Here is a 26,073-nt window from a genome sequence, read left to right on the forward strand (position 1 = left end):
ATTCTGAGGCTGCAAGAATAAAGTGAAAATTATTTACTGACTGCTCATTTTCCAGGCAAATCACATCCCAGACCTCAATTCTCGCCTGGTTTTTAAACAAAAACGAGCCGCAAGCGGCTCGTTTTTGCGTTTTGTGACTTACTGCACTGCCACAATGCGATCGTCGTTGGCTTCCAGACGGATAACTTTGCCTGGGATCAGCTCTCCGGAGAGAATCTGCTGCGCCAGCGGGTTTTCGATCTGCTGCTGGATAGCACGTTTCAATGGACGCGCACCGTATACCGGATCGTAACCATTCGCGCTCAGCAGCTTCAGCGCCTCGTCGGAGATATGGATTTCATATCCACGCTCTTCCAGACGTTTGTACAGACGTTGCAGCTGAATCTGCGCAATAGACGCGATGTGTTTCTCACCCAGAGGATGGAATACCACCACTTCATCAATACGGTTGATGAACTCCGGACGGAAGTTATGGCTCACCACACCCAACACCAGATCTTTCATATGGCTATAGTCCAGTTCACCGAAACGTTCCTGAATCAAATCGGAACCCAGGTTCGAGGTCATGATGACTACCGTATTACGGAAGTCGACCGTTCTCCCCTGCCCATCGGTCAGACGACCATCATCCAGGACCTGAAGCAGGATGTTGAACACATCAGGGTGCGCTTTTTCCACCTCATCCAGCAGGATGACGGAATAAGGACGACGGCGCACCGCTTCCGTCAGGTAACCGCCTTCTTCATAACCGACATATCCCGGAGGCGCACCGACCAGACGCGAGACGGAGTGTTTTTCCATAAACTCGGACATATCGATACGCACCATCGCGTCATCGCTGTCGAACATAAAGTTAGCCAGCGCTTTACACAGTTCTGTTTTACCGACGCCGGTTGGCCCCAGGAACAGGAACGAACCAATCGGGCGATTAGGATCGGAAAGCCCTGCGCGGCTACGACGAATAGCGTTGGAAACCGCTTCAACCGCTTCGTTCTGGCCAATAACGCGATTATGCAGATCCTGCTCCATGCGCAGCAGTTTTTCACGTTCCCCTTCCAGCATGCGCGCCACGGGAATACCGGTCCAGCGAGCAAGCACTTCGGCAATTTCCGCATCTGTCACTTTATTACGTAACAAACGCATCGTTTTGCCTTCAGACTGCGTCGCGATCTCAAGCTGTTTCTCCAGCTCAGGGATTTTGCCGTACTGCAGTTCAGACATACGTGCCAGGTCACCGACACGACGCGCCTGCTCAATAGCAATCTTTGCCTGTTCCAGTTCTGCTTTGATCGTCTGGGTGCCGGAAAGGGAAGCTTTCTCGGCTTTCCACTCTTCTTCCAGCTCAGAATACTGGCGCTCTTTATCGTCCAGCTCTTCGTTAAGCATATCCAGGCGTTTCTTACTCGCCTCATCAGACTCTTTCTTCAGCGCCTGCTGTTCCAGCTTGAGCTGAATGATGCGGCGGTCGAGTCGGTCCAGCTCTTCCGGCTTCGAGTCAATCTGCATACGAATGCTCGAAGCCGCTTCATCAATCAGGTCGATCGCTTTATCCGGCAGCTGGCGGTCAGCGATATAACGATGAGAAAGCGTCGCCGCGGCAACGATGGCCGGGTCAGTAATCTGCACGTGGTGGTGCAGCTCATAGCGCTCTTTCAGACCACGCAGGATCGCGATGGTATCTTCAACGCTTGGCTCGGCAACAAACACTTTCTGGAAACGACGTTCAAGAGCGGCATCTTTCTCAATATACTGGCGATACTCATCAAGCGTAGTGGCGCCGACACAGTGAAGTTCACCACGCGCCAGCGCAGGTTTCAGCATGTTCCCGGCATCCATCGCGCCGTCCGCTTTACCGGCTCCAACCATGGTATGCAGTTCGTCGATAAACAGGATGACGTTGCCTTCCTGTTTCGCCAGGTCGTTAAGCACGCCTTTGAGACGCTCTTCGAACTCACCGCGGTATTTCGCACCGGCCACCAGCGCGCCCATGTCCAGCGCCAGCACGCGGCGGCCTTTCAGGCCTTCCGGCACTTCGCCGTTCACGATTCGCTGCGCCAGCCCTTCAACGATGGCGGTTTTACCGACACCAGGCTCACCAATCAGTACCGGGTTGTTTTTGGTACGACGCTGCAGCACCTGAATCGTACGGCGGATCTCTTCGTCACGGCCGATAACCGGATCAAGCTTGCCCTGTTCGGCACGCTCGGTCAGATCGACCGTAAATTTCTTCAAGGCCTGACGTTGGTCTTCGGCTCCCTGATCGTTCACGCTTTCACCTCCACGCATTTTCTCAATCGCCTGAGTCACATTGGCGGTGGTTGCACCGGCAGATTTCAGCAGGTCGGTCAAGGTACCGCGTGATTCAAGCGCCGCCAGAACAAACAGCTCTGACGAAATAAAGTTGTCCCGACGTTTTTGCGCCAGCTTGTCGCAAAGGTTCAACACGCGTACCAGATCCTGCGACGGTTGCACGTCGCCGCCGGTACCTTCTACCTGTGGTAAACGGCTCAGCGCCTGATCGATAGCGGTGCGTAACTGGCCAGCATTAATGCCAGCGGACGTTAATAAAGGACGTACCGATCCCCCTTCCTGATTCAGCAAGGCACTCATTAAATGAAGAGGTTCGATAAATTGGTTGTCGTGCCCCAGTGCGAGGGACTGGGCATCGGCGAGAGCAAGCTGGAATTTATTAGTAAGACGATCCAGACGCATAACTCCTCCCATAACAGGTCAAATTTGCTACTGGAGATTAAATGAGGTCATCCCTCAATTATTCAAGGTTAATGACCTGAATTATGTGAAAAGAAAACGGCACGTGCCGGATCGTCTTGATTCTTTAGGTTATATCAGCCAAATGAAACTTGCCATACGCCCCGTCGTCTTGTCGCGGCGATAAGAGAAAAAATCATCCTTTTCGGTGAAGGTACAGCGATCTCCGCCGAAGATCTGGGTCACGCCAGTATTATTCAGGCGCTGGCGGGCAAGCTGATAAATATCGGCCAGATATTTATCTCCCGAGGGCAGGAAAGCTTCCACTGCTTGCGGATCTTTTTCCATGAATGCTTCACGAACCTCTGGCCCCACTTCAAAAGCACGAGGGCCAATGGCCGGGCCAAGCCAGGCCATGATATTGGCTGGCTCATCATTAAAGCAGGCAATGGTCTCTTCCAGCACACCTTCACACAGGCCACGCCAGCCCGCGTGCGCTGCTGCCACCTCCGTACCAGCACGGTTACAAAACAGCACTGGCAGACAATCGGCGGTCATCACCGCACAAACGGTTCCCGGCGTATTACTGTACGAGGCATCAGCGCGTTTAAAAGCATAGGGCTCCCCCGTCAACTTCAGCACTGCTTTACCATGAACCTGTTCCAGCCAGACCGGTTTCGACGGCAGGTTACCCGCAGCAAACAGACGCTTACGGTTCTCTTCAACGTGTTCCAGGTTGTCGCCGCAGTGCGCACCGAGGTTCAAAGACGCCCACGCGTCCTGGCTTACGCCACCGATACGGGTTGAACTGCAGGCAGCCACGCTCTCAGGCAGTGGCCACGCCGGGACAATCAGTTTGGTCATAACCAGTCCACTTGATCCTTATGTTCTTCAAAATCAGCACGCATGGCGTCAATAAGTTCCACCATATCCTGCGGGATAGGCGCATGCCATTCCATCTGAATTCCTGTAATCGGATGATACAGACGCAGCATGGTCGCGTGCAGTGCCTGACGATCGAATTTACGCAGTACGCTGATGAACTCATCCGACGCGCCTTTTGGCGGACGCGGACGACCGCCGTACACCTGGTCCCCCACCAGCGGATGGGTAATGTGCGCCATGTGCACGCGGATCTGGTGAGTACGACCGGTTTCCAGGCGCAGGCGCAGGCGCGTATGAATACGGAAGTGCTCCATAATGCGATAGTGCGTTACCGCCGGTTTACCCATCGGATGCACCGACATATGGGTACGTTTCGTCGGGTGACGGCTGATTGGCTCTTCTACCGTGCCGCCAGCGGTCATGTGCCCAATCGCCACCGCTTCATATTCGCGGGTGATTTCACGCAGCTGCAGCGATTCCACCAGACGGGTCTGAGCAGGAACCGTTTTCGCCACCACCATCAAACCGGTGGTGTCTTTATCCAGACGGTGAACGATGCCGGCGCGCGGGACATCCGCGATCGGCGGATAATAATGGAGAAGTGCGTTAAGCACCGTACCGTCAGGATTTCCCGCGCCCGGATGAACAACCAGATCGCGCGGCTTGTTGATCACCAGAATGTCATCATCTTCATAGACGATGTCCAGTGGGATATCCTGCGGCTCGAAGCGGATTTCCTCTTCGATTTCAGCATTGATGGCAACTGCTTCCCCACCAAACACTTTCTCTTTTGGTTTGTCCCAGATCTTGCCGTTTACCAGCACGCGCTGGTCAAGGATCCATTCTTTTATGCGTGAACGCGAATAATCAGGGAACAATTCGGCCAAAGCCTGATCTAAGCGTTGACCGAGCTGATTTTCGGAGACTGTTGCGGTGAGTTGTACTCGTTGTGCCATAAACTGCTTCTTTGTTTAACGTTGGGTTTTACGGCTTTGCCGTTTAATATAGTGTGCTATTGTAGCTGGTCTTAATCGGGAGCAGGAACAGAGTTTCTCCCGGACAAACATTTGAGGAAAGTCAAAACGTCATGACGCGCATGAAATATCTGGTGGCAGCGGCCACGTTGAGCCTGGCTTTGGTGGGCTGCTCCGGTTCGAATGAACAGGTCCCTGACAATCCGCCGAATGAAATCTATGCGACTGCACAACAAAAGTTGCAGGACGGTAACTGGAAACAGGCGATAACGCAACTGGAAGCGTTGGATAATCGCTATCCATTTGGTCCGTATTCGCAGCAGGTACAGTTAGATCTTATCTACGCCTACTATAAAAATGCCGACCTGCCGCTGGCTCAGGCAACTATCGATCGTTTCATGCGTCTGAACCCGACTCATCCTAACATCGACTATGTGGTGTACATGCGCGGCCTCACCAACATGGCGCTGGACGACAGTGCTCTGCAGGGCTTCTTCGGCGTGGATCGTTCCGACCGTGATCCGCAGCACGCGCGTGATGCCTTCAATGACTTCTCCAAACTGGTGCGCGGCTATCCGAACAGTCAGTACGTGACCGACGCCACCAAACGTCTGGTGTTCCTGAAAGATCGTCTGGCGAAATATGAATACTCCGTTGCGGAATACTATACCCGCCGCGGCGCATGGGTTGCCGTGGTTAACCGCGTAGAAGGTATGCTGCGTGATTATCCGGATACTCAGGCTACGCGTGACGGCCTGAAGCTGATGGAAAATGCTTACCGTCAGATGCAGATGACCGCTCAGGCTGAAAAAGTGGCGAAAATCATCGCCGCCAACAGCAGCAACACCTGATATTACCTCAAGGCAAAACGGCAGCCCGAAAGCTGCCGTTTTTTTATTCATTTCAGAGCGTCGCTGAAGCGCTTTAGCCTCAACACATCCAGTCAACTATGGCCCCAATTTTTGCCTTCGACAAGGTAAATCTCACCTCTTCCTGTCCTGCCTCACAAAAAAGATTCCCTGACAAAAACCGACAAAATAACGTGATCTAAATCACACATTTTGACATTGGGTCGGGTATGCTGGAATCACCAAGACGGAAAGACAAGAGGTAAAATTTATGACAATGAACATTACCAGTAAACAAATGGAAATTACTCCGGCAATTCGCCAGCACGTCGCAGACCGTCTCGCCAAACTGGATAAATGGCAAACACATTTGATTAATCCACATATCATCCTGTCCAAGGAGCCGCAGGGTTTCATCGCTGACGCAACTATCAATACTCCAAACGGCCATCTGGTCGCCAGCGCAAAACATGAGGATATGTACACCGCTATTAACGATTTGATCAACAAGCTGGAACGGCAGCTCAATAAAGTGCAACACAAAGGCGAAGCCCGTCGCGCCACTACATCGGTGAAAGACGCAAGCTTTGCGGAAGAAGTTGAAGAAGAGTAATCCTTTAAATTGAGTGTACCGCCAACGCGCCTTCGGGCGCGTTTTTTGTTTTTTATTGACAGGGTGAAAACAGTGCGGGTACCTTAACGGTATCAATCACAGGATGACTTTATGAAACTCACGCCGTTCTTCTTCGCATTCTTTTTTACCTTCCCCTGAACGGGAGGCGTTTCGTCGTGTGATAAAGAATGCGAAGACGAACAACAAGGCCTCCCACACCGGGGGGCCTTTTTTATTGATAACGATAAAATGAGACAGGCAACACTATGACACCGGAAAACCCGTTACTGGATTTGCGCGTAAAAATCAGCGCGCTGGACGAGAAATTACTGGCGCTGCTGGCCGAACGCCGCGCACTCGCCATCGAAGTGGGCAAAGCCAAGCTGGACTCCCATCGTCCGGTACGTGATATCGACCGCGAGCGCGATCTGCTGGAGCGTCTGATCCAGCTCGGTAAAGCGCATCACCTCGATGCCCACTACATCACCCGGTTGTTCCAGCTCATCATTGAAGATTCCGTTCTCACCCAGCAAGCGTTGCTCCAGCAGCATCTGAACAAAACCAACCCGCACTCTGCACGCATCGCCTTCCTCGGGCCAAAAGGCTCCTACTCCCATCTCGCAGCGCGCCAGTACGCAGCCCGCCATTTCGAAGAGTTTATTGAAAGCGGCTGTGCGAAGTTTGCCGACATTTTCAATCAGGTTGAGACCGGCCAGGCGGATTACGCCGTCGTACCTATTGAAAACACCAGTTCCGGCGCGATTAATGACGTCTACGATCTGCTCCAGCACACCAGCCTGTCGCTGGTCGGCGAGCTGACGATCCCTATCGATCACTGCGTGCTGGTCTCCGGCTCAACCGACCTGAGCAAGATCGAAACGGTATACAGCCATCCACAGCCGTTCCAGCAGTGCAGCCAGTTCCTGAACCGTTATCCGAACTGGAAAATTGAGTACACCGAAAGCACCTCGGCGGCGATGGAAAAAGTGGCGCAGGCTAACTCCCCAACCGTCGCTGCGCTCGGCAGCGAAGCGGGCGGCGCGCTGTATGGTTTACAGGTGCTGGAACGCAACCTGGCAAACCAGACGCAAAACATCACCCGCTTCGTGGTGCTGGCCCGCAAGGCAATCAACGTGTCAGACCAGGTGCCAGCGAAAACCACGCTGCTGATGGCCACCGGCCAACAGGCCGGTGCGCTGGTTGAAGCCCTGCTGGTACTGCGTAATCACAACCTGATCATGACGAAGCTGGAATCACGCCCAATCCACGGTAACCCGTGGGAAGAGATGTTCTATCTTGATATTCAGGCCAACCTGGAGTCTGCCTCCATGCAAAAAGCCCTGCGCGAGCTGGGCGAGATCACACGCTCCATGAAAGTGCTGGGCTGCTATCCGAGCGAAAACGTCGTACCGGTCGATCCGAGCTAACGTTCGAAGAAGCGGCTTTTCTTCATCCCTGCCACACTCACCGGCAGGGTGAAGATGGCGCCAGAGAGCGGGTACTTCGCCACCTCCTCCGCGTCCATATTTTCCCGCGTGGTAGTAATGAACAGCGTTTTCATATCATCGCCGCCAAAGCAGACCATCGTCGGGCAGCGTACCGGCAGTCGATACTCTTCCAGTTGCTCCCCTTGCGGTGAAAAACGTGCGATACGCCAGCCGTCAAACAGTGCGCTCCAGTAACAGCCTTCCACATCCATCGCCGCACCATCCGGTATCCCTTCCCCCTCTTTAAACTGACGAAACACCTCGCGCCTGCCGGGTTCGCCCTGCTCATCAAGCGGCGTACGATAGATCACACCGTTTGGCGTATCTGAGGTAAACATCCACTGCTTATCCGGGCTAAACGCTAAGCCATTATGCCCGTGGATATCACACTGGATCACTTTCGGCGTCAGGTCGTTATCAATACGCATCAGCAGGGCACCGTTGTAATCCCCCGGCCCCCAGAACGTACCCGCATAGAACCGCCCCTGATGGTCAGTGCCTCCATCGTTAAAACGGGCTAACTGCGGGTTAGAGGGGTTATCGCATACCTTGCGCTGCAGGAGACCATGCTTATCGGCAAGCCAGATACCGTTGCGCATGGCGACGATAAAGCCGCCACGCTCTCTCAGAGCAAAGCAGCCTACCTCTTCATGGAAGGACAGCACGGTATGTTCCTCCGCCGGCAGATGGTAGCGGTGGATCTCTCCTTCCAGAATATCGGCCCAGTAGAGCGCCTGCTCTTCGGCGCTCCACGTCGGGCATTCGGGCAGATGCCCGGTGTAATTCAACAGCAGCTGCGGTTCGGCCATGACAGTTCCCCAAAATGAAAAAAGCCAGCATTGCTGGCTTTCAGTATATACATCATCGCATTACTGGCGACTGTCATTTGCCTGGCGCAACAGCGTCCGGCTCTCACTCTGGAAACGCTGCGCGTAATCGCCAAACCAGTGCTCGACCTTGCGGAAGCTGTCGATAAACGCCTGCTTGTTTCCGTGCTCCAGCAGCGTAATGGCTTCGCCAAATCGCTGATAGTAGCGCTTGATCAGCGCCAGGTTGTTTTCGGAAGACATAATAATGTCGGCATAAAGCTGTGGATCCTGCGCAAACAGACGACCGACCATCGCCAGCTCCAGACGATAGATAGGTGAAGAGAGCGCCAGAAGCTGTTCAAGCTGCACGTTCTCTTCCGCCAGATGCAGGCCGTAGGCAAACGTCGCAAAGTGGCGCAGCGCCTGAATGAACGCCATGTTCTGATCGTGCTCGACCGCGCTAATGCGATGCAGCCTCGCGCCCCAGACCTGAATCTGCTCCAGGAACCACTGGTAGGCTTCCGGCTGACGACCGTCGCAGTAAACCACCACCTGCTTCGCCAGGCTACCGCTGTCCGGGCCAAACATCGGGTGCAGACCCAGCACCGGGCCGGTATGCGCAGCCAGCATCGCCTGCAGCGGACCATTTTTGACGGAGGCCAGATCCACCAGGATGCAATCTTTCGGTAAAGGAGGAAGCTTCCCGACGATCTGCTCCGTCACGTGGATGGGCACGCTGACGATAACCATCCCGGCATCTTTCATCAGTTCCGGTGCTCGCGCCCAATCCTCTTTTTCCAGAATGCGCACCTGATAGCCAGAAAGCGTCAGCATTTTCTCGAACAGGCGCCCCATCTGTCCTGCCCCGCCGACAATGACTACCGGACGCAGGGACGGACAGAGGGTTTTGAAGCCCTTGTCGTTTTCACTGGAATAGGACTCCCGCATCACGCGACGCAGAACATCCTCAATCAAGTCCGGCGAAACGCCCAGCGCCTGCGCCTCTTTACGGCGGGAGGCGAGCATAGAGGCCTCACGCTCCGGAACGTAAATCGGCAGGCCGTATTTACTTTTAACCTCGCCGACCTCAGCAACCAGGGCCATGCGGCGCGCCAGCAGATCCAGCAGCGCCTTATCCACTTCATCAATTTGATCGCGCAGTGCGGTCAATTCAGCAACCATAACTACCCTCTTAAGCCAGACGCGTCGCCAGCTGGCCGCTTAAATCTTTATGGATCTCTCGCAGCAGCGCATCGGTGGTTTCCCAGCTGATGCAGGCATCCGTCACGGAGACGCCGTGCTTCATCGCGCTGCGCGGCTGTTCAGATGACTGATTGCCTTCATGAATATTGCTCTCAATCATCAGCCCGATAATAGAACGGTTGCCGTCTTTGATCTGCGCGACCACGGATTCCGCAACCGCAGGCTGGCGACGGTAATCTTTATTCGAATTACCATGACTGCAATCTACCATCAGTGCCGGGCGCAGTCCCGCCTGCTCCATCTCTTTTTCACACTGCGCCACGTCCGCCGGACTGTAGTTAGGTGCTTTCCCGCCGCGCAGGATCACGTGACCGTCCGGGTTGCCCTGCGTTTGCAGCAGGCAAACCTGGCCCGCCTGGTTGATACCGACGAAACGGTGCGGCATGGCGGCGGCGCGCATGGCGTTGATGGCGGTAGCCAGGCTGCCATCGGTGCCGTTTTTAAAGCCAACCGGCATCGACAGGCCAGACGCCATCTCGCGGTGGGTTTGCGACTCAGTGGTACGCGCACCAATTGCAGACCAGCTGAACAGATCGCCCAGGTACTGCGGGCTGTTTGGATCCAGCGCTTCGGTTGCCAGCGGCAGCCCCATGCTGACCAGCTCCACCAGCAGACGACGCGCAATCTTCAGGCCAGCTTCCACATCAAACGAGCCATCCATGTGCGGATCGTTAATCAATCCTTTCCAGCCAACGGTCGTACGTGGCTTCTCAAAATAGACGCGCATTACCAGGTAGAGGCTATCGCTGACCTCCTCCGCTAATGCTTTAAATCGACGGGCGTACTCAATGGCGGTTTCAGGATCGTGAATGGAACAAGGCCCACAGACCACCAGCAGACGCGGATCGCGGCCGGCGATGATGTCAGAAATGGTCTGGCGTGAGTGCTCAATCTGAGCCTCCTGCGCGACGCTCAGCGGAAATTCTGCTTTCAGTTGATCCGGGGTAATCAAAACCTGTTCGTCAGTGATATGTACGTTGTTCAGCGCGTCTTTTTGCATGATAGCGATCCTGTAAAGCTCGTTTGCGATAGTTGTTTTCCTCAATGAGGTGAAGCAACGATACCATAACAAGTAAAGATTTCAATCCAAAATACGTAAATATTACTTTACACCTCTCAATTTAAAGCAAAAACAGACCGCCATATATGTAAAGTTTAAATTACACAGCGGTTTTTCAAGCGCCAGGCTATGCTGAAGAAAAAAGGAGAATGGCTATGCGCTCAATTGCTCTCGTGCTGTTGTCGCTGTTTTTATCGGGCTGCCAGATTAATCCTTACACATTCCAGCCCGACTGGACGAGCCCTGACTGGTTCAGTACGGGTAAAGAAGACGCAATGAATGGTTCGCCGGTTAAAGATAACCAGACCCTGGCCGATAGTTTTAACGACCCCCACGTTGATCGTAGTGAATATCTTCGCGGCTATGCTGATGGCCAGCAGAAAGTGTGTGAAGAAGGTTTTATTCATGCCTGGGGATTAGCGGGCAAATCTTTTCCCGCCAGTTGTGATACCGTTGAAAATGCAGCGAAACTGCATGATTCATGGCAAAAAGGATTAGATGAAAGCATGCGTTCCAGCAGGCTTAATTAAGTCTTTTTTTATTCGCCATGAAATAAACAACTGTAGGATTTAGCTTAGGTCAGCATTACGCTATTTCTGACATAATGACGGCTTTGATAAACAATGGTATTCTGCCCGCAACTCTTATGGACATCTATTTCCGGAGCGACGTGGCGGATTCTGGTGAGAAATTCATACTTGATCTCTTTTTTCCGACTCACTCTGGTGCTATTGCTGTTCCTTATGGTGGGCCCTGCCGCGGCAGGCACACTTACGGAAACGGATAAATCGATACGTTCGATTGTCTCAGGGATTGTGAGCTACACGCGATGGCCGTCACTCACTGGGCAGCCTAAACTCTGCATCTATGCCTCTTCTCATTACACGCATGCGCTCAGCAGCAAGGATGGGCAAAACGAGTTACCTTATACGCCCGTTATTGTTCGTAACGATCGGGAAGCTCTGGCCGCGACGTGCGATGCTGTTTATTTCGGGGCGGAACCACCTGCAAAACAACTTGAATTAATAAGTCAATATCAGGGCAGAGCATTGCTATTAATCTCAGAGCAAAATCCGGAATGTGTTATTGGCAGTGCCTTTTGCCTGATAATCGATCGCGGCCAGGTACGGTTCTCCGTCAACCTGGATGCATTGACGCGCAGTGGTGTAAGAGTCAATCCGGATGTATTAATGCTTGCACGGAATAAGCAGCATGGATAAAGATTTCACGACGACACCGCGTCCAACGTTTAAAAGAACGCTCAGACGAATCAACATGATAAGCGTCATCATCACGATGACGTTAATATGGCTGCTGCTCTGTTTTGCCTCCGTCGTAACATTAAAACAATATGCGCAAAAGAATCTAGAATTAACCGGCGCCACAATGAGCCACAGCCTGGAAGCCTCGCTGGTGTTCAACGACTCGCTGGCGGCCAACGAAACGCTCGCCGCCCTGGGTAAGCAGGGACAGTTCGCCGTGGCGGAAGTCATCAACGTGCATAATAAGCGTTTTGCTTTCTGGTCCTGGAACCCGAAGGATAATAACGACACGCTGGGGGCGCTGGTCAGCCGCTGGCTTTTCCCCGTTCCTGTTTCACAGCCCATCCTGCACAATGGCGCGAAGATCGGTGAAATTCGTCTTACCGCGCGTGACAGCCTTATCAGCCATTTCATCTGGATGTCGTTCGCCGTTCTCACCGGCTGTATTCTTTTTGCTACCGTCGTCGCACTTACCATTACTCAGTCTCTGCATCGCGGCATGGTCACGGCGCTGCAAAATATCACCGACGTTGTGCATGACGTCCGCACAAACCGCAACTTCTCCCGCCGGGTGAAAGATGGGCGCATTGAAGAATTCCATCAGTTTGGAGAAGACTTCAACAGCCTGCTGGACGAGATGGAGGAGTGGCAGCTAAAGCTCCAGGCGAAAAACGCCCAGCTGCTTCGTACCGCCATGCACGACCCGCTCACCGGTCTTGCTAACCGCGCTGCGTTTCGTAACAGCATTGCGGCATTAATGAATGACCCCTCGGCAAAAACAAACACTGCCCTGCTCTTCCTTGACGGTGATAATTTTAAGTTTATTAACGACACCTGGGGACACGCGGCAGGCGACTGCGTGCTGATTGAAGTCGCCAGCAGGATGATGGAGTTTGGCGACAAACGTCATCAGTCATATCGCCTTGGCGGTGACGAATTCGCCATGGTGCTGTATGGCGTGCATTCTGAACCAGAGGTTCAACACATTTGTGCTGCGTTAGCGCGGCAGTTTATCCGTCCGTTTGATCTGCATAACGGACAAAAAGCATCGATGTCACTCAGCATTGGCTTTGCTCTGGCGTGGGAAAATGCCTCCGTGGAAGCTTTACTGGAGAAAGCCGACCGCAATATGTACCAGGTGAAAAACCAGCGTACAAAAACAATAAGTTAGAAAGGAAATTCTATGTTAAAACGATACTTCGCGCCGTTAGTCCTGGCCTCAATGGTTCTGGCAGGCTGTCAGTCGCCTCCTCAAGGCAAATTTACTCCTGAGCAAATCGCGGCGATGAAGTCATACGGTTTTAACGAACTGAACGGCGACTGGTCGCTTGGTATGTCGGACACTATCCTCTTTGATAAGAATGACGCCAGACTGCGCCCGGAAAGTGAAAAACAGATCCAGTCCATGGCTTCTCGCCTGGCACAAACCGGCCTGAACCACGCTCGAATGGACGGACACACGGATAATTACGGGGAAGCAAGCTACAACGAAGCGCTGTCATTAAAACGCGCCAATGCCGTGGCCGACGCCTGGGCGAAAGGGGCGAATATCCCGCGCAGTAATCTCACCACGCAGGGATTAGGTCAAAAATACCCGGTTGCGAGCAACAGCACCCCGCAAGGGCGCGCTGAAAACCGCCGCGTCGCAGTGGTTATCAGCACGCCATAGGGGTTATTTAGCGGATGTTTCGGCGAGCGCCACCCTGGTTGCCGCTCGCCAGCGCAGCCAGTCCACCAGAACAAACAGCGCCAGGCTCACGCCCATGACCGGCAAAGCCAGCCCCAGCAGTACGCTGATTATCACCGTAACGGCTCTCCCCCATCCTGACAGCGCCAGCCAGCTCTGACAAAGCGTCTGCACCGGGTTCACTGCAGACTGCGCCGGACGACGCATCCACCACATCCGGTATCCCCAGATGATAAGCACACACAGGGCAAGACCGAACGCAATGAGCAGCAGCTGATTCACCAGCCCGAATAAGATCCCCATATGGAAATCCACACCCCAGCGGGTCAGCTTTGCCATTAGCGGGAAATCCTCGAATCGGGTGCTGTCCAGCACCTGCATCGTAGTGGGATCAACCGCAACGGCGTCCACCTGAGTCGGCCAGCTGCGGTCGATTTCCGTCACCGTCCAGGCGCGATCCATTGTTTTCGCCGGGCGGATCTCCAGCCGGTTGGCATCGATTCCCGCCTGACGCGCCGCGCTTAATACGCCATCAAACTGCGTCAGATCCATCGCCATTTCTGGCATCATCATTCCGCCGTGATGGCCTCGGTGTTCGGCGTGTTCATCCATTATTTCCGGCGCACCGGAAAGGGTGGTATTTACCTGCGGCGTCAGCCAGTTCATCTCAGCGCGCAGCTTATCTACGTTCCCCCCAGCCCATTGAGACCAGGTCAGGCCGGTTGCAGAAAACAGCAGCATGCCTCCCAGTAATATCCAGCCCAGGGTGACATGCACCCGACGACGGTTCTGGAAGCGATTGTTGATCCGCCGTTTTGGTCGGGTATAAAACCACAGGGCAATACCGCCCAGTGCGGCAACCCACATCCAGGAAGCGGCCAGTTCGCTATAGAGCCGCCCGATATCGCCCAGCATCAGAGAGGTATGCAGATAATCAATGGTCTGACGCAGCGGTAAAATCCCGCTGGTGCCGTATACCGTCATATCACCCAGCACCGCCAGGCTTACCGGATCGATAAAGATCGCCCGGTTTTCCGAGGGCCCAAGCGCAGGGTCAGCAAACATCACGCGGGTGGTTTCACCTTCAGCCAGCCCCGGGCGAACCGCGTGTAAGCGCGCATTTGAACCAACGGCTTTTTCTGCCACGGCAATTTGTTCTGCCAGCGGCTTCGGCTCACCCACGGAATTCGTGTGGAGCGCGTGGCGGTAGAGCGCATTCTCCAGCTGTGGAGTCGCCACATACAGCGTACCGGTCAGCGCGGCAAAGAAGATAAACGGGCCGACAAACAACCCGATGTAGAAATGGAGGCGACGCAGCAGGTTTCCCCATGCCGCGCGCGGCGTGCAGGTAGTCATACTTTTCCTTTTTAAGGCAAAAAGTTATCGATTTCGTTTTTAAAGGGAAAAAGCAGACTGCCGCGGCGGCGCGCGGGTATCAGGGTAAAGCCAGGGGAAAAAGTGCCAGTGGCTGACCACCTGGCGCGGTGGCTTAATGCGAAACCTCTGCAGCACCACGCAGAGCAGGACGATCAGCGCCAGCATCACGCCAGGGACATGCGCTAACAGGACGCAATAGCCGCACGCTTCCGCATGGTCGACAGGCATCGTGTGCGGCATATCGCTATGATGCTCATCCATCGACATCATACTCATGTCATGGTGCATGCCCGGCATGGCGCTCATGGGATCTTTTTGCAGCGAGACGGAGATAAGCGGCGCCACCACGATCAGCAGGATCGCAAACAGCGCGGTCAATGCCGCTGCGCGTTTCCATTTATGCTGATGCAGTACGTTATCCACTTACCCTCCACCTGAGAGGCGAACATTGTAAATGATTTATGACGGAAGGGTTAACACGAGCGGTGCGATGGGATAAAAAAGGGCCAGCCTTTCGGCCAGCCCTTTCTAACAGGATGTCGCTTAAGCGAATCTTAGTTCAGACGCTCTTTAATACGAGCAGACTTACCAGTACGCTCACGCAGGTAGTACAGTTTAGCTTTACGTACAGCACCACGACGTTTAACAGCAATGCTGTCAACTACCGGAGAGTGAGTCTGGAAGACACGCTCAACGCCTTCGCCGTTGGAAATTTTACGAACAGTGAATGCAGAGTGCAGACCGCGGTTACGAATAGCGATAACCACGCCCTCGAATGCCTGCAGACGTTTTTTGGAACCTTCAACAACCCATACTTTCACTTCCACGGTGTCACCTGGACGGAAGGAAGGTACGTCCTGCTTCATCTGCTCTTGTTCAAGTTGCTTAATAATGTTGCTCATAATTTAATCTCTTATCCTGGGTAAACTGATATTCGGGAGCGTATTACGCTTTCCCATCATGTTCATGCTGCTGGTGCGCGTGTTCAGTTTTGAACTCGGCCAGCAACTTTGCTTGCTCTTCAGTCAGAGCCAGGTTTTCCAGAAGTTCAGGTCTTCTAAGCCAGGTTCGGCCCAGCGACTGCTTCAAACGCCAGCGACGTATCTCGGCATGGTTTCCAGACAGTAACACCGCCGGTACTTCCATCCCTTCTAACACTTCAGGACGAGTATAGTGTGGACAGTCCAGCAATCCATCGGCAAAGGAATCTTCCGTTGCCGAAGCTTCATGGCCCAGTACCCCCGGAATGAACCGGGCGACGGAGTCAATCAGCGTCATTGCGGGTAACTCACCACCGCTGAGAACGTAATCGCCGATAGACCATTCTTCGTCAATCTCGGTTTGAATTACGCGCTCATCTATCCCTTCGTAGCGACCACAGACCAGAATCAGCTTTTGATTCGTCGCCAGTTCGCTCACGCCCGCTTGATCAAGCTTGCGTCCCTGAGGTGACAGATAAATCACCTTTGCGCCTTCACCTGCCGCGGCTTTTGCTGTGTGAATGGCGTCCCGCAAGGGTTGCACCATCATTAGCATCCCCGGTCCGCCGCCGTAAGGACGATCGTCCACGGTACGGTGCCGGTCATGAGTAAAGTCACGAGGACTCCAGCTCTGGATGCTCAGCAGGCCATTCTTTACTGCCCGGCCAGTTACCCCGTAATCGGTAATCGCGCGGAACATTTCAGGAAACAGGCTAATTATGCCAATCCACATAGCGCCGTCTTTTACCGTTTATCCGGAGAATTTAAAAACCAGGATCCCAATCTACTTCAATCGTTTGAGTAGTGAGATCGACTTTCTTGATAACCTGTCCATCGAGGAACGGAACCAACCGCTCCTTGATGCCAAATGCATCTTTCAGGTTTGCCTTAATGACGAGAACGTCATTTGACCCGGTTTCCATCATATCGATGACTTTCCCCAGGCTGTAACCTTCAGTGGTGACTACCTGGCAACCCATAAGGTCTTTCCAGTAGTAGTCGCCTTCTTCCAGCTGTGGCAACTGCGACGAATTCACGACAATTTCACAATTAGTCAGCGCATTCGCGGCATCACGATCGTCAATGCCTTTCAGCTTGATGATGATGTCCTGATTGTGGTGACGCCAGCTTTCCAGCTCGACCTCTTCCCACTTACCGGCTTTCTGGATAAACCAGGGCTGGTAATCAAAAATGCTATCAGCGTCTTCAGTGGAGGAAAACACTCTGAGCCAACCACGGATACCGTAGCAAGAACCCATTTTTCCCAATACGATCGGTTCAACAGGTGCTTTATTGCTCATCATGACCACCGTGACAGATTAAGCTGCTTTGTTTGCTGCTTTGATCAGCGTAGCAACGCGATCGGAAACAGTAGCGCCCTGGCCAACCCAGTGAGCGATACGATCCAGATCCAGACGAGTTTCTTCTTCTGCGCCAGAGGCCAGTGGGTTGAAGAAACCAACGCGCTCGATGAAGCGACCGTTGCGTGCATTACGGCTGTCAGTCACAACAACCTGGTAGAACGGACGCTTTTTAGCGCCGTGACGTGCTAAACGAATAGTTACCATAACATCCTCTTGTGTGAATAAAACAACCGGGCCCCATCGAGGAACGGAGCCCGGGTGTCATATTAAAAGCCCGAAAATTTTACTCATTTTCGGGCAAAAAGCAATCTCAAAAGCGATTAACGCCCTGGAAAACCGGGAGGCATCATCCCTTTCATGCCGCGCATCATCTTCGCCATGCCGCCTTTCTTCATTTTCTTCATCATGCGCTGCATGTCGTCGAACTGTTTCAGAAGGCGGTTAACGTCCTGCACCTGCATGCCGCAACCGGCTGCGATACGGCGTTTACGGGAACCTTTGATGATGTCCGGGTTAGCGCGCTCTTTCAGCGTCATCGAGTTGATGATCGCCTCCATACGCACCAGCACCTTGTCATCCATCTGCGCTTTCACGTTGTCAGGGATCTGGCCCATGCCCGGCAGCTTGCCCATCAGGCTGGCCATGCCGCCCATGTTTTTCATCTGACGCAGCTGCTCAAGGAAGTCAGTCAGATCGAAACCGTCGCCTTTTTTCAGCTTGCTGGCGAGCTTTTCAGCCTGCGCGCGGTCAACCTTGCTCTCGATATCTTCGATCAGCGACAGCACGTCGCCCATGCCGAGGATACGCGAGGCGATACGGTCCGGGTGGAACGGTTCGAGCGCTTCAGTTTTCTCGCCCACGCCGAGGAATTTAATCGGCTTACCGGTGATGTGACGAATGGAGAGCGCCGCACCGCCGCGGGCGTCACCGTCTACTTTGGTCAGCACCACGCCGGTTAATGGCAGCGCTTCGTTAAACGCTTTCGCGGTATTCGCCGCATCCTGACCGGTCATGGCATCGACAACGAACAGGGTCTCTACCGGGTTGATAGAGGCATGCACCTGTTTGATCTCGTCCATCATCGCTTCGTCAACGTGCAGACGACCGGCGGTATCCACCAGCAGCACGTCGTAGAACTTCAGCTTCGCCTCTTTCAGCGCGGCGTTAACGATGTCAACAGGCTTCTGGGCCACATCGGACGGGAAGAAATCCACGCCGACCTGCTCGGCCAGCGTTTCCAGCTGTTTGATTGCCGCCGGGCGATAGACGTCCGCCGAAACAACCAGCACTTTTTTCTTGTGCTTTTCTCGCAGGAATTTACCCAGCTTACCGACGCTGGTGGTTTTACCCGCGCCCTGCAGACCCGCCATCAGCACCACGGCCGGTGGTTGAGCTGCCAGGTTAAGCACCTGATTCTCTTCGCCCATCGCCGAAACCAGTTCATTACGAACGATTTTGACGAACTCCTGACCCGGCGTCAGGCTCTTGTTAACTTCATGACCAACCGCCTTCTCTTTAACGCGGTTGATAAAATCACGAACAACCGGCAACGCCACGTCTGCTTCCAGCAGCGCCATGCGCACTTCGCGCAGCGTTTCCTTGATGTTCTCTTCAGTAAGGCGTCCGCGGCCGCTGATGTTGCGCAGCGTGCGCGACAAACGATCGGTTAAATTATCAAACATTGTCTCTCGCCTGAGTAGAAACGTTGGGTCGCATCGAGCGACACATACACAGAATTTTGCCGGAGTATAACATGAAGGCGCCTTTGTTGTTATGCAACGGTTGGAGCAGGCGTCACGTAACGTTATACTGCTTCTCTTTCTTATTAAGACAACTGTCGATGCCTATATGCCTGTTTTCGCACTGATCGCCCTTGTTGCCTACTCTGTCAGCCTTGCGCTGATCGTTCCTGGACTGCTGCAAAAAAACAGCGGCTGGCGACGTATGGCTATTCTTTCGGCGGTTATCGCACTGATAAGCCACGCGTTTGCGCTGGAATCACGCATCATCCCCGGCGACGGCAGCGTGCAAAATCTGAGCGTCCTCAACGTCGGCTCGCTGGTCAGCCTGATGATCTGTACGGTAATGACCATCGTCGCGTCTAAAAATCGCGGCTGGCTGCTGCTGCCGATTGTCTATACCTTCGCGCTGATCAATCTGGCTCTCGCTACCTTTATGCCTAATGAATTCATTACGCATCTGGAAGCTACTCCGGGGATGCTGGTGCATATCGGCCTGTCGCTCTTTGCCTATGCGACGCTGATTATTGCGGCGCTTTACGCCATGCAGCTCGCCTGGATTGACTACCAGCTGAAGAATAAAAAACTGGCGTTTAACCATGAAATGCCGCCGCTGATGGTCATCGAGCGTAAGATGTTCCACATCACCCAGGTGGGCGTGGTGCTGCTGACGTTAACCCTCTGCACCGGCCTGTTCTACATGAAGAACCTGTTCAGCGTGGAGAATATCGATAAAGCCGTGCTCTCAATCATCGCGTGGTTTGTCTATATTGTCCTGTTATGGGGCCATTATCATGAAGGCTGGCGCGGTCGCCGCGTGGTCTGGTTCAACGTCGCGGGTGCGGGCATTCTCACCCTTGCCTATTTTGGCAGCCGCTTCATACAGCAATTTGCTGGCTAAGTAACAAAAGGAGTTCCCCCTGGAACACATCTCTACCACCACGCTGATCGTTATCCTGATCGTCATGGTGGTCATCTCCGCCTATTTCTCCGGCTCGGAAACCGGCATGATGACCTTAAACCGCTACCGGTTACGTCATCGTGCTAAACAGGGTAACCGTGCCGCCCGTCGTGTTGAAAAACTGCTCCGCAAGCCGGATCGGCTGATAAGCCTGGTACTTATCGGCAACAACCTTGTCAACATTCTGGCCTCTGCCCTCGGCACTATCGTCGGGATGCGCCTGTATGGCAACGCTGGGGTCGCGATTGCCACCGGCGTGCTGACGTTTGTGGTGCTGGTGTTTGCCGAAGTGCTGCCGAAAACCATCGCAGCGCTTTACCCGGAAAAGGTGGCCTACCCGAGCAGCTTCCTGCTGGCGCCGCTGCAGATCCTGATGATGCCGCTGGTCTGGCTACTGAACATGGTGACGCGCGTTTTGATGCGGATGGTAGGAATTAAAGCGGATGTCACTATCAGCAGTGCGCTCAGTAAAGAGGAACTGCGCACCATCGTGAACGAATCCCGCTCGCAGATCTCCCGGCGCAATCAGGACATGCTCCTGTCGGTGCTGGATCTGGAGAAGGTGAGCGTTAATGACATCATGGTACCGCGCAATGAAATCGTCGGGATTGATATTAACGACGACTGGAAAGCCATCGTCCGTCAACTGACGCACTCCCCGCACGGGCGCATCGTGCTCTATCGCGACTCGCTGGATGACGCCATCAGCATGCTGCGCGTTCGCGAAGCCTACCGTCTGATGACCGAGAAAAAAGAGTTCACTAAAGAGGTGATGCTGCGCGCCGCCGACGAAATTTACTACGTACCGGAAGGAACACCGCTCAGCACGCAGCTGGTGAAATTCCAGCGCAACAAGAAGAAGGTCGGACTGGTAGTCAATGAGTACGGCGATATTCAGGGCCTGGTGACGGTCGAAGATATTCTGGAAGAGATTGTCGGAGACTTTACCACGTCAATGTCGCCTTCCCTCGCGGAAGAGGTCACCCCGCAAAACGACGGTTCGGTGCTGATTGACGGTAGCGCAAACATCCGTGAACTCAACAAAGCCTTTAACTGGCATTTGCCGGAAGATGAAGCTCGTACCATGAACGGGATGATTCTGGAAGCGCTGGAAGAGATCCCGGCGGCGGGCACGCGGGTGCGCATTGAGCAGTACGATATTGATATCCTGGACGTGCAGGACAATATGATCAAGCAGGTGAAGGTGCTGCCCGTCACGCCACTTCGGGAAAGTATTGCCGAATAAAATGTAGGCCGGGTAAGGCGAACGCCGCCACCCGGCCTACAGGTAGCAAATTAGGCTTTCGCTTTCGCCACGGTCACCATTGCAGCGCGAATGGTACGGCCGTTCAGGGTATAACCTTTCTGCATCACGCCCAGCACTTTACCGGCTTCAATCTCTTCAGATTCCACCATCGCAATGGCCTGGTGAACGTTTGGATCCAGCGGGACGTCGGTATCAGCAATCACTTCCACGCCAAACTTACGCACCACGTCGAGCATGGATTTCAGCGTCAGTTCGATACCTTCGATCATCGCCGCGTTGTCCGGATTCGCTTTGTCAGCGACTTCCAGCGCGCGATCGAGGCTGTCGATGACCGGCAGCAGTTCGTTGACGAATTTCTCCAGCGCAAATTTATGCGCCTTCTCAACGTCCTGCTCGGTGCGACGACGCAGGTTTTCCATCTCCGCCTTGATGCGCAGAACACTGTCGCGTTCGCGATTCTGTGCTTCTACCAGTTGGGCTTCCAGATTCGCAATTTTTTCATCGCGCGGGTCCACCTGCTCAGCAGATGCGTCTGGCTCTACAGCCTCAACTTCATCGTGCTGTTCCGTGATAATTTCTTCAGGGGCTTGCCCCTCAGGCGTTTTCTGTTCTTTACTACTCATGAATTTCTCCGCGTTTTTCTGCATTCATCTCGCTAACTTCGCTTATTATGGGGATCAGTTTCCTGGATTCAAGGGAACAAGAGAGATTGTCATCATTCATCAGGCACAAGGACCTCCAGAAAATGAATAATCATTTCAGGTGTATTGGGATCGTCGGGCATCCGCGTCACCCTACCGCATTGACGACACATGAAATGTTGTATCGCTGGTTGTGTAGCAAAGGCTATGAAGTGATGGTCGAGCAGCAGATTGCGCAGGAGCTGCAGCTGAAGAGCGTCAAAACCGGCACGCTGGCGGAAATTGGCCAGCAGGCCGATCTCGCCGTGGTGGTGGGCGGCGACGGCAACATGCTCGGCGCGGCGCGCACGCTGGCGCGTTATGACATCAAGGTCATCGGCATCAACCGTGGCAATCTCGGCTTTTTAACCGACCTCGACCCGGACAACGCGCAGCAACAGCTGGCCGATGTGCTGGAAGGTCACTATATCAGCGAAAAACGCTTTTTACTGGAAGCGCAGGTGTGCCAGCAGGACTGTCAGAAGCGCATCAGCACCGCGATTAACGAGGTGGTGCTTCATCCCGGTAAAGTGGCGCACATGATTGAGTTTGAAGTTTATATCGACGAAATCTTTGCCTTCTCCCAGCGTTCTGACGGGCTGATTATCTCCACCCCAACCGGCTCAACCGCCTACTCGCTTTCTGCGGGCGGCCCGATCCTGACGCCCTCTCTGGATGCAATTACCCTGGTGCCGATGTTCCCGCACACGCTCTCCGCCCGCCCGCTGGTGATAAACGGCGACAGTACGATACGCCTGCGCTTCTCGCACCGCCGTAACGACCTGGAGATCAGCTGCGACAGCCAGATTGCGCTGCCGATCCAGGAAGGTGAAGATGTTCTTATTCGCCGGTGTGATTACCACCTGAATTTGATTCACCCGAAAGATTACAGCTATTTCAATACATTAAGCTCGAAGCTTGGCTGGTCAAAAAAATTGTTCTGATTTTGCATCCAGGACTTTACTGTATAAAAAACCAGTTTATACTGTATGAAAACACAGTCATGGTTTTTCATACAGGAAAACAATTATGCTGGCACAACTGACCATCAGCAACTTTGCCATTGTTCGTGAGCTTGAGATCGATTTCCACAGCGGCATGACGGCGATCACCGGGGAAACCGGTGCGGGTAAATCCATTGCCATTGATGCCCTCGGCTTGTGCCTTGGCGGCCGTGCAGAGGGCGACATGGTGCGCATGGGCGCAAACCGTGCTGACCTGTGCGCGCGTTTCTCTCTGAAAGACACCCCTGCGGCCCAGCGCTGGCTGGAACAGAATCAGCTCGAAGATGGACGTGAGTGTTTACTTCGCCGCGTGATCAGCAGCGACGGACGCTCGCGTGGCTTTATCAACGGCACGGCAGTCCCGCTCTCTCAGCTCCGCGAACTCGGCCAGCTGCTTATCCAAATTCACGGTCAGCACGCGCACCAGCAATTAGTCAAACCAGAACAGCAGAAAGCGCTGCTTGATGGCTATGCGGGTGAGTACGCACTTACTCAGCTTATGGCGGAGCACTATCGCCAGTGGCATCAGAGCTGCCGCGAGCTCGCCCAGCATCAGCAGCAAAGCCAGGAACGCGCCGCGCGTGCAGAGCTACTGGCGTACCAGCTTAAAGAGCTGAACGAATTCAACCCACAGGCGGGTGAGTTTGAACAAATTGACGAAGAGTACAAGCGCCTCGCCAACAGCGGCCACCTGCTCTCAACCAGCCAGAATGCCCTCAGCATGCTGGCAGATGGCGAAGACGTTAACCTTCAGAGCCAGCTGTATAACGTCCGCCAGCTGGTCACCGAACTGGTCGGCATGGACAGTAAGGTTTCTGGCGTCCTGGATATGCTGGAAGAAGCGGCGATTCAGATCTCCGAAGCCAGTGACGAACTGCGCCACTACTGTGAACGTCTGGATCTCGACCCGAACCGTCTGTTTGAGCTGGAACAGCGCATTTCCCGTCAGATCTCACTGGCGCGCAAACACCATGTTACGCCGGAAGAACTGCCAGGCTTCTACCAGTCTCTGCTGGAAGAACAGCAGCAGCTTGACGATCAGGCGGACTCACAGGAAACCCTCTCTCTGGCCGTGAATCTGCATCATCAGCAGGCGCTGACCACTGCGAAGAAACTGCATGAGATCCGTCAGCATTACGCTCAGGAACTCAGCCAGCACATCACCGACAGCATGCATACGCTGGCGATGCCGCACGGTGTGTTCACTATTGATGTTCGCTTTGAAGAGAACCACCTGACGGCAGAAGGTGCGGATCGCATCGAGTTCCGCGTTACCACCAACCCGGGGCAGCCGCTGCAGGCTATTTCTAAAGTTGCCTCAGGCGGTGAACTGTCGCGTATTGCACTGGCGATTCAGGTGATCACCGCGCGTAAAATGGAAACCCCGGCGCTGATTTTCGATGAAGTGGATGTCGGCATCAGCGGCCCAACGGCGGCGGTGGTGGGTAAACTGCTGCGCCAGCTGGGCGAATCAACGCAGGTGATGTGTGTCACCCACCTGCCTCAGGTTGCGGGCTGTGGTCATCATCACTTTATCGTCAGCAAAGAAACCGATGGCGAAATGACCGAAACGCACATGAGGCCGCTGGATAAACGCGCGCGCCTGCAGGAGTTGGCACGCCTGCTCGGTGGTAGCGAAGTCACGCGTAATACACTTGCGAACGCGAAAGAACTGCTGGCGGCGTAAACTTTTTCGGGATCTCAGAGTCATACAGAACAACAAAAACGCCGCCAGACCGGTTTCAAAGTGGGGCAAGGTCTATTATCATCGGCATATTACATATGAGCCGCGTTCTGCTCGGGCCCGAAAAGGAATCAAATCACTATGCGTTGTAAAATGCTGACCGCTGCTGCAGCGGTTCTTCTGATGTTGACCGCAGGCTGTTCCACTCTGGAGAAAGTGGTTTACCGTCCTGACATCAACCAGGGGAACTACCTTACCCCTAACGATGTGTCCAAAATCCGCGTGGGGATGACACAACAGCAGGTCGCTTATGCACTGGGAACCCCGATGATGTCCGATCCGTTCGGCACTAACACCTGGTTCTATGTATTCCGTCAGAAGCCGGGCCACGAAGATGCGACCCAGCAGACCCTGACTCTGACCTTCAGCAGCGCTGGTGTGTTGACTAACATCGACAATAAACCCGCCCTGACCAAGTAATCAGAAGTCAGAAATGCAAAAAGGTGCTCAATGAGCACCTTTTTTGTTTTCTTTATCCCCTCGCCCCTTTGGGGACAGGGTGAGGGGAAAACTCGCTACTTAGCCGATTTCTCCGCGCGCTGACGACGCAGCTCTTTCGGGTCTGCAATCAGCGGACGATAAATCTCCACCCGGTCGCCCTCTTTCAGCACGTCGCCAGGCTTCACCGGACGGCTGTAAATCCCGACCTTATTTTTCGCCAGGTCGATTTCGCTGCGAAGCTCAAGGATGCCGGACGCGCGGATAGCCGCTTCTACGGTCGCCCCCTCTTCCAGCGTCACGCGCTGCAGATACTGCTTCTCCGGCAACGCGTACACCACTTCCACAGCGATCTTATGCGACACTGTAAACCTCTTTGGCGCGAGTCGTGAACGCCTGAACCATATTCGACGCCAGCTCTTTAAAGATGCGGCCAAACGCCAGCTCAATCAGCTTATTGGTAAATTCAAAGTCCAGATGGAACTCAATGCGGCAGGCGTCTGCACTCAGGGGCGTAAATTTCCAGCCACCCATCAGTGATTTAAAAGGACCATCCACCAGATGCATCAAAATACTCTGATTGTTGGTCAGCGTATTGCGGGTGGTGAACGTCTTGCTGATCCCCGCTTTGGAGACATCCACCGCCGCGGTCATCTGCGTCGGGCCAGACTCCAGAACGCGGCTCCCGGTACATCCCGGAATAAACTCTGGATAAGACTGAACGTCGTTCACTAACTGATACATTTGTTCCGCGCTGTAGGGAACAAGCGCAGTACGGCTAATCTGAGGCATAGCATTTTCCATGGTCACACAACGGACAAATAATAACATTTATCACCTGTTAAAAAAACGCTAAGCCTCATCTCGTGCTAAGATAGCGCGTTAGACCTCACAGGACGCAATGAGGTGACTTTTTGAAATC

General features: G+C 53.9%; 29 protein-coding genes and 1 other annotated feature. Of the genes, 13 read left to right on the forward strand and 16 right to left on the reverse strand.

Annotation, left to right across the window (positions count from 1 at the left end):
- Nucleotides 1–138: 138 nt before the first annotated feature.
- From clpB to rluD, 3 genes are all read right to left on the reverse strand, one after another.
- Entirely contained in the window at nt 139–2,712 is a 2,574-nt protein-coding gene (clpB, locus tag ACWKXT_RS14260) for an ATP-dependent chaperone ClpB (protein WP_454532688.1), read from the reverse strand.
- 129 nt (nt 2,713–2,841) lie between these two features.
- Nucleotides 2,842–3,573 carry a purine nucleoside phosphorylase YfiH gene (gene yfiH, locus ACWKXT_RS14265; RefSeq protein ID WP_454532689.1) on the reverse strand — a complete coding sequence of 244 codons (732 nt, stop codon included), beginning with the start codon at nt 3,571–3,573 and terminating at the stop codon, nt 2,842–2,844.
- Complete coding sequence (gene rluD / locus ACWKXT_RS14270) at nt 3,570–4,550, reverse strand: 23S rRNA pseudouridine(1911/1915/1917) synthase RluD (RefSeq protein ID WP_454532690.1); 981 nt, start codon at nt 4,548–4,550, stop codon at nt 3,570–3,572. The genes yfiH and rluD overlap by 4 nt, the downstream gene beginning before the upstream one ends.
- 131 nt (nt 4,551–4,681) lie before the next feature.
- Here rluD and bamD point away from each other — a divergent pair, with 131 nt between their 5' ends.
- The 4 genes from bamD (at nt 4,682) to pheA (ending at nt 7,456) form a co-directional block, all read left to right on the forward strand.
- Nucleotides 4,682–5,419: an outer membrane protein assembly factor BamD gene (gene bamD / locus ACWKXT_RS14275; protein WP_454532691.1), complete on the forward strand. Its 738-nt coding sequence runs from the start codon at nt 4,682–4,684 to the stop codon at nt 5,417–5,419.
- Nucleotides 5,420–5,687: 268 nt separating this feature from the next.
- Nucleotides 5,688–6,029, forward strand: coding sequence for a ribosome-associated translation inhibitor RaiA (gene raiA, locus ACWKXT_RS14280; RefSeq protein WP_008502470.1), 342 nt, complete (start codon nt 5,688–5,690; stop codon nt 6,027–6,029).
- 110 nt (nt 6,030–6,139) lie between these two features.
- Nucleotides 6,140–6,265 (forward strand) — a sequence feature (Phe leader region).
- Nucleotides 6,141–6,188 carry a pheA operon leader peptide PheL gene (gene pheL / locus ACWKXT_RS14285; protein WP_100249759.1) on the forward strand — a complete coding sequence of 16 codons (48 nt, stop codon included), beginning with the start codon at nt 6,141–6,143 and terminating at the stop codon, nt 6,186–6,188. (Overlaps the previous feature by 48 nt.)
- 30 nt (nt 6,266–6,295) lie before the next feature.
- Nucleotides 6,296–7,456, forward strand: a complete 1,161-nt coding sequence (gene pheA, locus ACWKXT_RS14290; RefSeq protein ID WP_454532692.1) for a bifunctional chorismate mutase/prephenate dehydratase — start codon at nt 6,296–6,298, stop codon at nt 7,454–7,456.
- On the opposite strand, the gene ACWKXT_RS14295 is transcribed toward pheA, so the two are convergent.
- From ACWKXT_RS14295 to aroF, 3 genes are read right to left on the reverse strand one after another with little or no spacing between them, the layout of a single operon-like run.
- Nucleotides 7,453–8,325, reverse strand: coding sequence for an SMP-30/gluconolactonase/LRE family protein (locus tag ACWKXT_RS14295; protein ID WP_454529086.1), 873 nt, complete (start codon nt 8,323–8,325; stop codon nt 7,453–7,455). The genes pheA and ACWKXT_RS14295 overlap by 4 nt on opposite strands.
- A 60-nt stretch (nt 8,326–8,385) precedes the next feature.
- Complete coding sequence (gene tyrA / locus ACWKXT_RS14300) at nt 8,386–9,507, reverse strand: bifunctional chorismate mutase/prephenate dehydrogenase (RefSeq protein ID WP_454532693.1); 1,122 nt, start codon at nt 9,505–9,507, stop codon at nt 8,386–8,388.
- Nucleotides 9,508–9,517: 10 nt separating this feature from the next.
- A complete protein-coding gene (gene aroF / locus ACWKXT_RS14305; RefSeq protein WP_008502474.1) occupies nt 9,518–10,588 on the reverse strand; it encodes a 3-deoxy-7-phosphoheptulonate synthase AroF in 1,071 nt (356 codons plus the stop codon).
- Between the two features lie 215 nt (nt 10,589–10,803).
- On the opposite strand from aroF, the gene ACWKXT_RS14310 reads away from it, so the two are divergent.
- From ACWKXT_RS14310 to ACWKXT_RS14325, 4 genes are all read left to right on the forward strand, one after another.
- The gene (locus tag ACWKXT_RS14310) at nt 10,804–11,178 is read left to right on the forward strand and encodes a DUF2799 domain-containing protein (RefSeq protein ID WP_454532694.1); all 375 of its coding nucleotides are present in this window, start codon (nt 10,804–10,806) and stop codon (nt 11,176–11,178) included.
- 153 nt (nt 11,179–11,331) lie between these two features.
- Nucleotides 11,332–11,868 carry a YfiR family protein gene (locus ACWKXT_RS14315; protein WP_454532695.1) on the forward strand — a complete coding sequence of 179 codons (537 nt, stop codon included), beginning with the start codon at nt 11,332–11,334 and terminating at the stop codon, nt 11,866–11,868.
- A complete protein-coding gene (gene dgcN / locus ACWKXT_RS14320; protein WP_454529120.1) occupies nt 11,861–13,081 on the forward strand; it encodes a diguanylate cyclase DgcN in 1,221 nt (406 codons plus the stop codon). Before ACWKXT_RS14315 ends, dgcN begins: the two co-directional genes overlap by 8 nt.
- 12 nt (nt 13,082–13,093) lie before the next feature.
- Complete coding sequence (locus ACWKXT_RS14325; RefSeq protein ID WP_454529121.1) at nt 13,094–13,579, forward strand: OmpA family protein; 486 nt, start codon at nt 13,094–13,096, stop codon at nt 13,577–13,579.
- 3 nt (nt 13,580–13,582) lie between these two features.
- Here ACWKXT_RS14325 and ACWKXT_RS14330 read toward each other — a convergent pair whose 3' ends face one another.
- From ACWKXT_RS14330 to ffh, 7 genes are all read right to left on the reverse strand, one after another.
- The gene (locus ACWKXT_RS14330; RefSeq protein WP_454532696.1) at nt 13,583–14,953 is read right to left on the reverse strand and encodes a PepSY-associated TM helix domain-containing protein; all 1,371 of its coding nucleotides are present in this window, start codon (nt 14,951–14,953) and stop codon (nt 13,583–13,585) included.
- A gap of 39 nt (nt 14,954–14,992) precedes the next feature.
- A complete protein-coding gene (locus ACWKXT_RS14335) occupies nt 14,993–15,397 on the reverse strand; it encodes a DUF2946 domain-containing protein (RefSeq protein WP_454532697.1) in 405 nt (134 codons plus the stop codon).
- 131 nt (nt 15,398–15,528) lie between these two features.
- On the reverse strand, nt 15,529–15,876 hold the full coding sequence (gene rplS, locus ACWKXT_RS14340; protein ID WP_002914145.1) for a 50S ribosomal protein L19: 348 nt from the start codon (nt 15,874–15,876) through the stop codon (nt 15,529–15,531).
- Nucleotides 15,877–15,919: 43 nt separating this feature from the next.
- Nucleotides 15,920–16,687: a tRNA (guanosine(37)-N1)-methyltransferase TrmD gene (gene trmD, locus ACWKXT_RS14345; RefSeq protein WP_003863138.1), complete on the reverse strand. Its 768-nt coding sequence runs from the start codon at nt 16,685–16,687 to the stop codon at nt 15,920–15,922.
- A gap of 31 nt (nt 16,688–16,718) precedes the next feature.
- Nucleotides 16,719–17,258 (reverse strand): ribosome maturation factor RimM, encoded by a 540-nt coding sequence (gene rimM / locus ACWKXT_RS14350; protein WP_454532698.1) that lies wholly within the window; start codon nt 17,256–17,258, stop codon nt 16,719–16,721.
- A 15-nt stretch (nt 17,259–17,273) separates the two neighbouring features.
- A complete protein-coding gene (rpsP, locus tag ACWKXT_RS14355; RefSeq protein WP_022649067.1) occupies nt 17,274–17,522 on the reverse strand; it encodes a 30S ribosomal protein S16 in 249 nt (82 codons plus the stop codon).
- A 116-nt stretch (nt 17,523–17,638) separates the two neighbouring features.
- Nucleotides 17,639–19,000, reverse strand: coding sequence for a signal recognition particle protein (gene ffh / locus ACWKXT_RS14360; RefSeq protein WP_014884878.1), 1,362 nt, complete (start codon nt 18,998–19,000; stop codon nt 17,639–17,641).
- A gap of 166 nt (nt 19,001–19,166) precedes the next feature.
- On the opposite strand from ffh, the gene ACWKXT_RS14365 reads away from it, so the two are divergent.
- Nucleotides 19,167–19,958, forward strand: coding sequence for a cytochrome C assembly family protein (locus ACWKXT_RS14365; protein WP_014884879.1), 792 nt, complete (start codon nt 19,167–19,169; stop codon nt 19,956–19,958).
- A gap of 19 nt (nt 19,959–19,977) precedes the next feature.
- Nucleotides 19,978–21,264 (forward strand): HlyC/CorC family transporter, encoded by a 1,287-nt coding sequence (locus ACWKXT_RS14370; RefSeq protein ID WP_032644905.1) that lies wholly within the window; start codon nt 19,978–19,980, stop codon nt 21,262–21,264.
- Nucleotides 21,265–21,314: 50 nt separating this feature from the next.
- Here the strand turns inward: ACWKXT_RS14370 and grpE are convergent, their stop codons facing one another.
- Complete coding sequence (gene grpE / locus ACWKXT_RS14375) at nt 21,315–21,908, reverse strand: nucleotide exchange factor GrpE (protein ID WP_008502499.1); 594 nt, start codon at nt 21,906–21,908, stop codon at nt 21,315–21,317.
- A gap of 122 nt (nt 21,909–22,030) precedes the next feature.
- Here grpE and nadK point away from each other — a divergent pair, with 122 nt between their 5' ends.
- The 3 genes from nadK to bamE all read left to right on the forward strand — a co-directional run bounded on the left by nadK (nt 22,031) and on the right by bamE (nt 25,133).
- On the forward strand, nt 22,031–22,909 hold the full coding sequence (gene nadK / locus ACWKXT_RS14380) for an NAD(+) kinase (protein ID WP_008502500.1): 879 nt from the start codon (nt 22,031–22,033) through the stop codon (nt 22,907–22,909).
- 85 nt (nt 22,910–22,994) lie between these two features.
- Nucleotides 22,995–24,656 (forward strand): DNA repair protein RecN, encoded by a 1,662-nt coding sequence (gene recN, locus ACWKXT_RS14385; protein WP_454532699.1) that lies wholly within the window; start codon nt 22,995–22,997, stop codon nt 24,654–24,656.
- A gap of 138 nt (nt 24,657–24,794) precedes the next feature.
- The gene (gene bamE / locus ACWKXT_RS14390) at nt 24,795–25,133 is read left to right on the forward strand and encodes an outer membrane protein assembly factor BamE (RefSeq protein ID WP_008502502.1); all 339 of its coding nucleotides are present in this window, start codon (nt 24,795–24,797) and stop codon (nt 25,131–25,133) included.
- A gap of 95 nt (nt 25,134–25,228) precedes the next feature.
- Here the strand turns inward: bamE and ACWKXT_RS14395 are convergent, their stop codons facing one another.
- A complete protein-coding gene (locus tag ACWKXT_RS14395; protein ID WP_454529128.1) occupies nt 25,229–25,516 on the reverse strand; it encodes an RnfH family protein in 288 nt (95 codons plus the stop codon).
- The gene (locus ACWKXT_RS14400) at nt 25,506–25,943 is read right to left on the reverse strand and encodes a type II toxin-antitoxin system RatA family toxin (RefSeq protein WP_205626239.1); all 438 of its coding nucleotides are present in this window, start codon (nt 25,941–25,943) and stop codon (nt 25,506–25,508) included. The genes ACWKXT_RS14395 and ACWKXT_RS14400 overlap by 11 nt, the downstream gene beginning before the upstream one ends.
- Nucleotides 25,944–26,073 lie beyond the last annotated feature (130 nt).

It is taken from the genome of Enterobacter sp. UPMP701, from assembly GCF_053709515.1.

Coding starts and splice junctions, on each gene's coding strand:
- yfiH (WP_454532689.1), bottom strand. CDS start 3,573: ATGACCAAACTGATTGTCCCGGCGTGGCCACTGCCTGAGAGCGTGGCT.
- ACWKXT_RS14365 (WP_014884879.1), top strand. CDS start 19,167: ATGCCTGTTTTCGCACTGATCGCCCTTGTTGCCTACTCTGTCAGCCTT.
- dgcN (WP_454529120.1), top strand. CDS start 11,861: ATGGATAAAGATTTCACGACGACACCGCGTCCAACGTTTAAAAGAACG.
- ACWKXT_RS14295 (WP_454529086.1), bottom strand. CDS start 8,325: ATGGCCGAACCGCAGCTGCTGTTGAATTACACCGGGCATCTGCCCGAA.
- tyrA (WP_454532693.1), bottom strand. CDS start 9,507: ATGGTTGCTGAATTGACCGCACTGCGCGATCAAATTGATGAAGTGGAT.
- bamE (WP_008502502.1), top strand. CDS start 24,795: ATGCGTTGTAAAATGCTGACCGCTGCTGCAGCGGTTCTTCTGATGTTG.
- rimM (WP_454532698.1), bottom strand. CDS start 17,258: ATGATGAGCAATAAAGCACCTGTTGAACCGATCGTATTGGGAAAAATG.
- rplS (WP_002914145.1), bottom strand. CDS start 15,876: ATGAGCAACATTATTAAGCAACTTGAACAAGAGCAGATGAAGCAGGAC.
- recN (WP_454532699.1), top strand. CDS start 22,995: ATGCTGGCACAACTGACCATCAGCAACTTTGCCATTGTTCGTGAGCTT.
- ACWKXT_RS14400 (WP_205626239.1), bottom strand. CDS start 25,943: ATGCCTCAGATTAGCCGTACTGCGCTTGTTCCCTACAGCGCGGAACAA.
- trmD (WP_003863138.1), bottom strand. CDS start 16,687: ATGTGGATTGGCATAATTAGCCTGTTTCCTGAAATGTTCCGCGCGATT.
- aroF (WP_008502474.1), bottom strand. CDS start 10,588: ATGCAAAAAGACGCGCTGAACAACGTACATATCACTGACGAACAGGTT.
- pheA (WP_454532692.1), top strand. CDS start 6,296: ATGACACCGGAAAACCCGTTACTGGATTTGCGCGTAAAAATCAGCGCG.
- nadK (WP_008502500.1), top strand. CDS start 22,031: ATGAATAATCATTTCAGGTGTATTGGGATCGTCGGGCATCCGCGTCAC.
- ffh (WP_014884878.1), bottom strand. CDS start 19,000: ATGTTTGATAATTTAACCGATCGTTTGTCGCGCACGCTGCGCAACATC.
- clpB (WP_454532688.1), bottom strand. CDS start 2,712: ATGCGTCTGGATCGTCTTACTAATAAATTCCAGCTTGCTCTCGCCGAT.
- bamD (WP_454532691.1), top strand. CDS start 4,682: ATGACGCGCATGAAATATCTGGTGGCAGCGGCCACGTTGAGCCTGGCT.
- raiA (WP_008502470.1), top strand. CDS start 5,688: ATGACAATGAACATTACCAGTAAACAAATGGAAATTACTCCGGCAATT.
- ACWKXT_RS14325 (WP_454529121.1), top strand. CDS start 13,094: ATGTTAAAACGATACTTCGCGCCGTTAGTCCTGGCCTCAATGGTTCTG.
- ACWKXT_RS14330 (WP_454532696.1), bottom strand. CDS start 14,953: ATGACTACCTGCACGCCGCGCGCGGCATGGGGAAACCTGCTGCGTCGC.
- rluD (WP_454532690.1), bottom strand. CDS start 4,550: ATGGCACAACGAGTACAACTCACCGCAACAGTCTCCGAAAATCAGCTC.
- rpsP (WP_022649067.1), bottom strand. CDS start 17,522: ATGGTAACTATTCGTTTAGCACGTCACGGCGCTAAAAAGCGTCCGTTC.
- grpE (WP_008502499.1), bottom strand. CDS start 21,908: ATGAGTAGTAAAGAACAGAAAACGCCTGAGGGGCAAGCCCCTGAAGAA.
- ACWKXT_RS14310 (WP_454532694.1), top strand. CDS start 10,804: ATGCGCTCAATTGCTCTCGTGCTGTTGTCGCTGTTTTTATCGGGCTGC.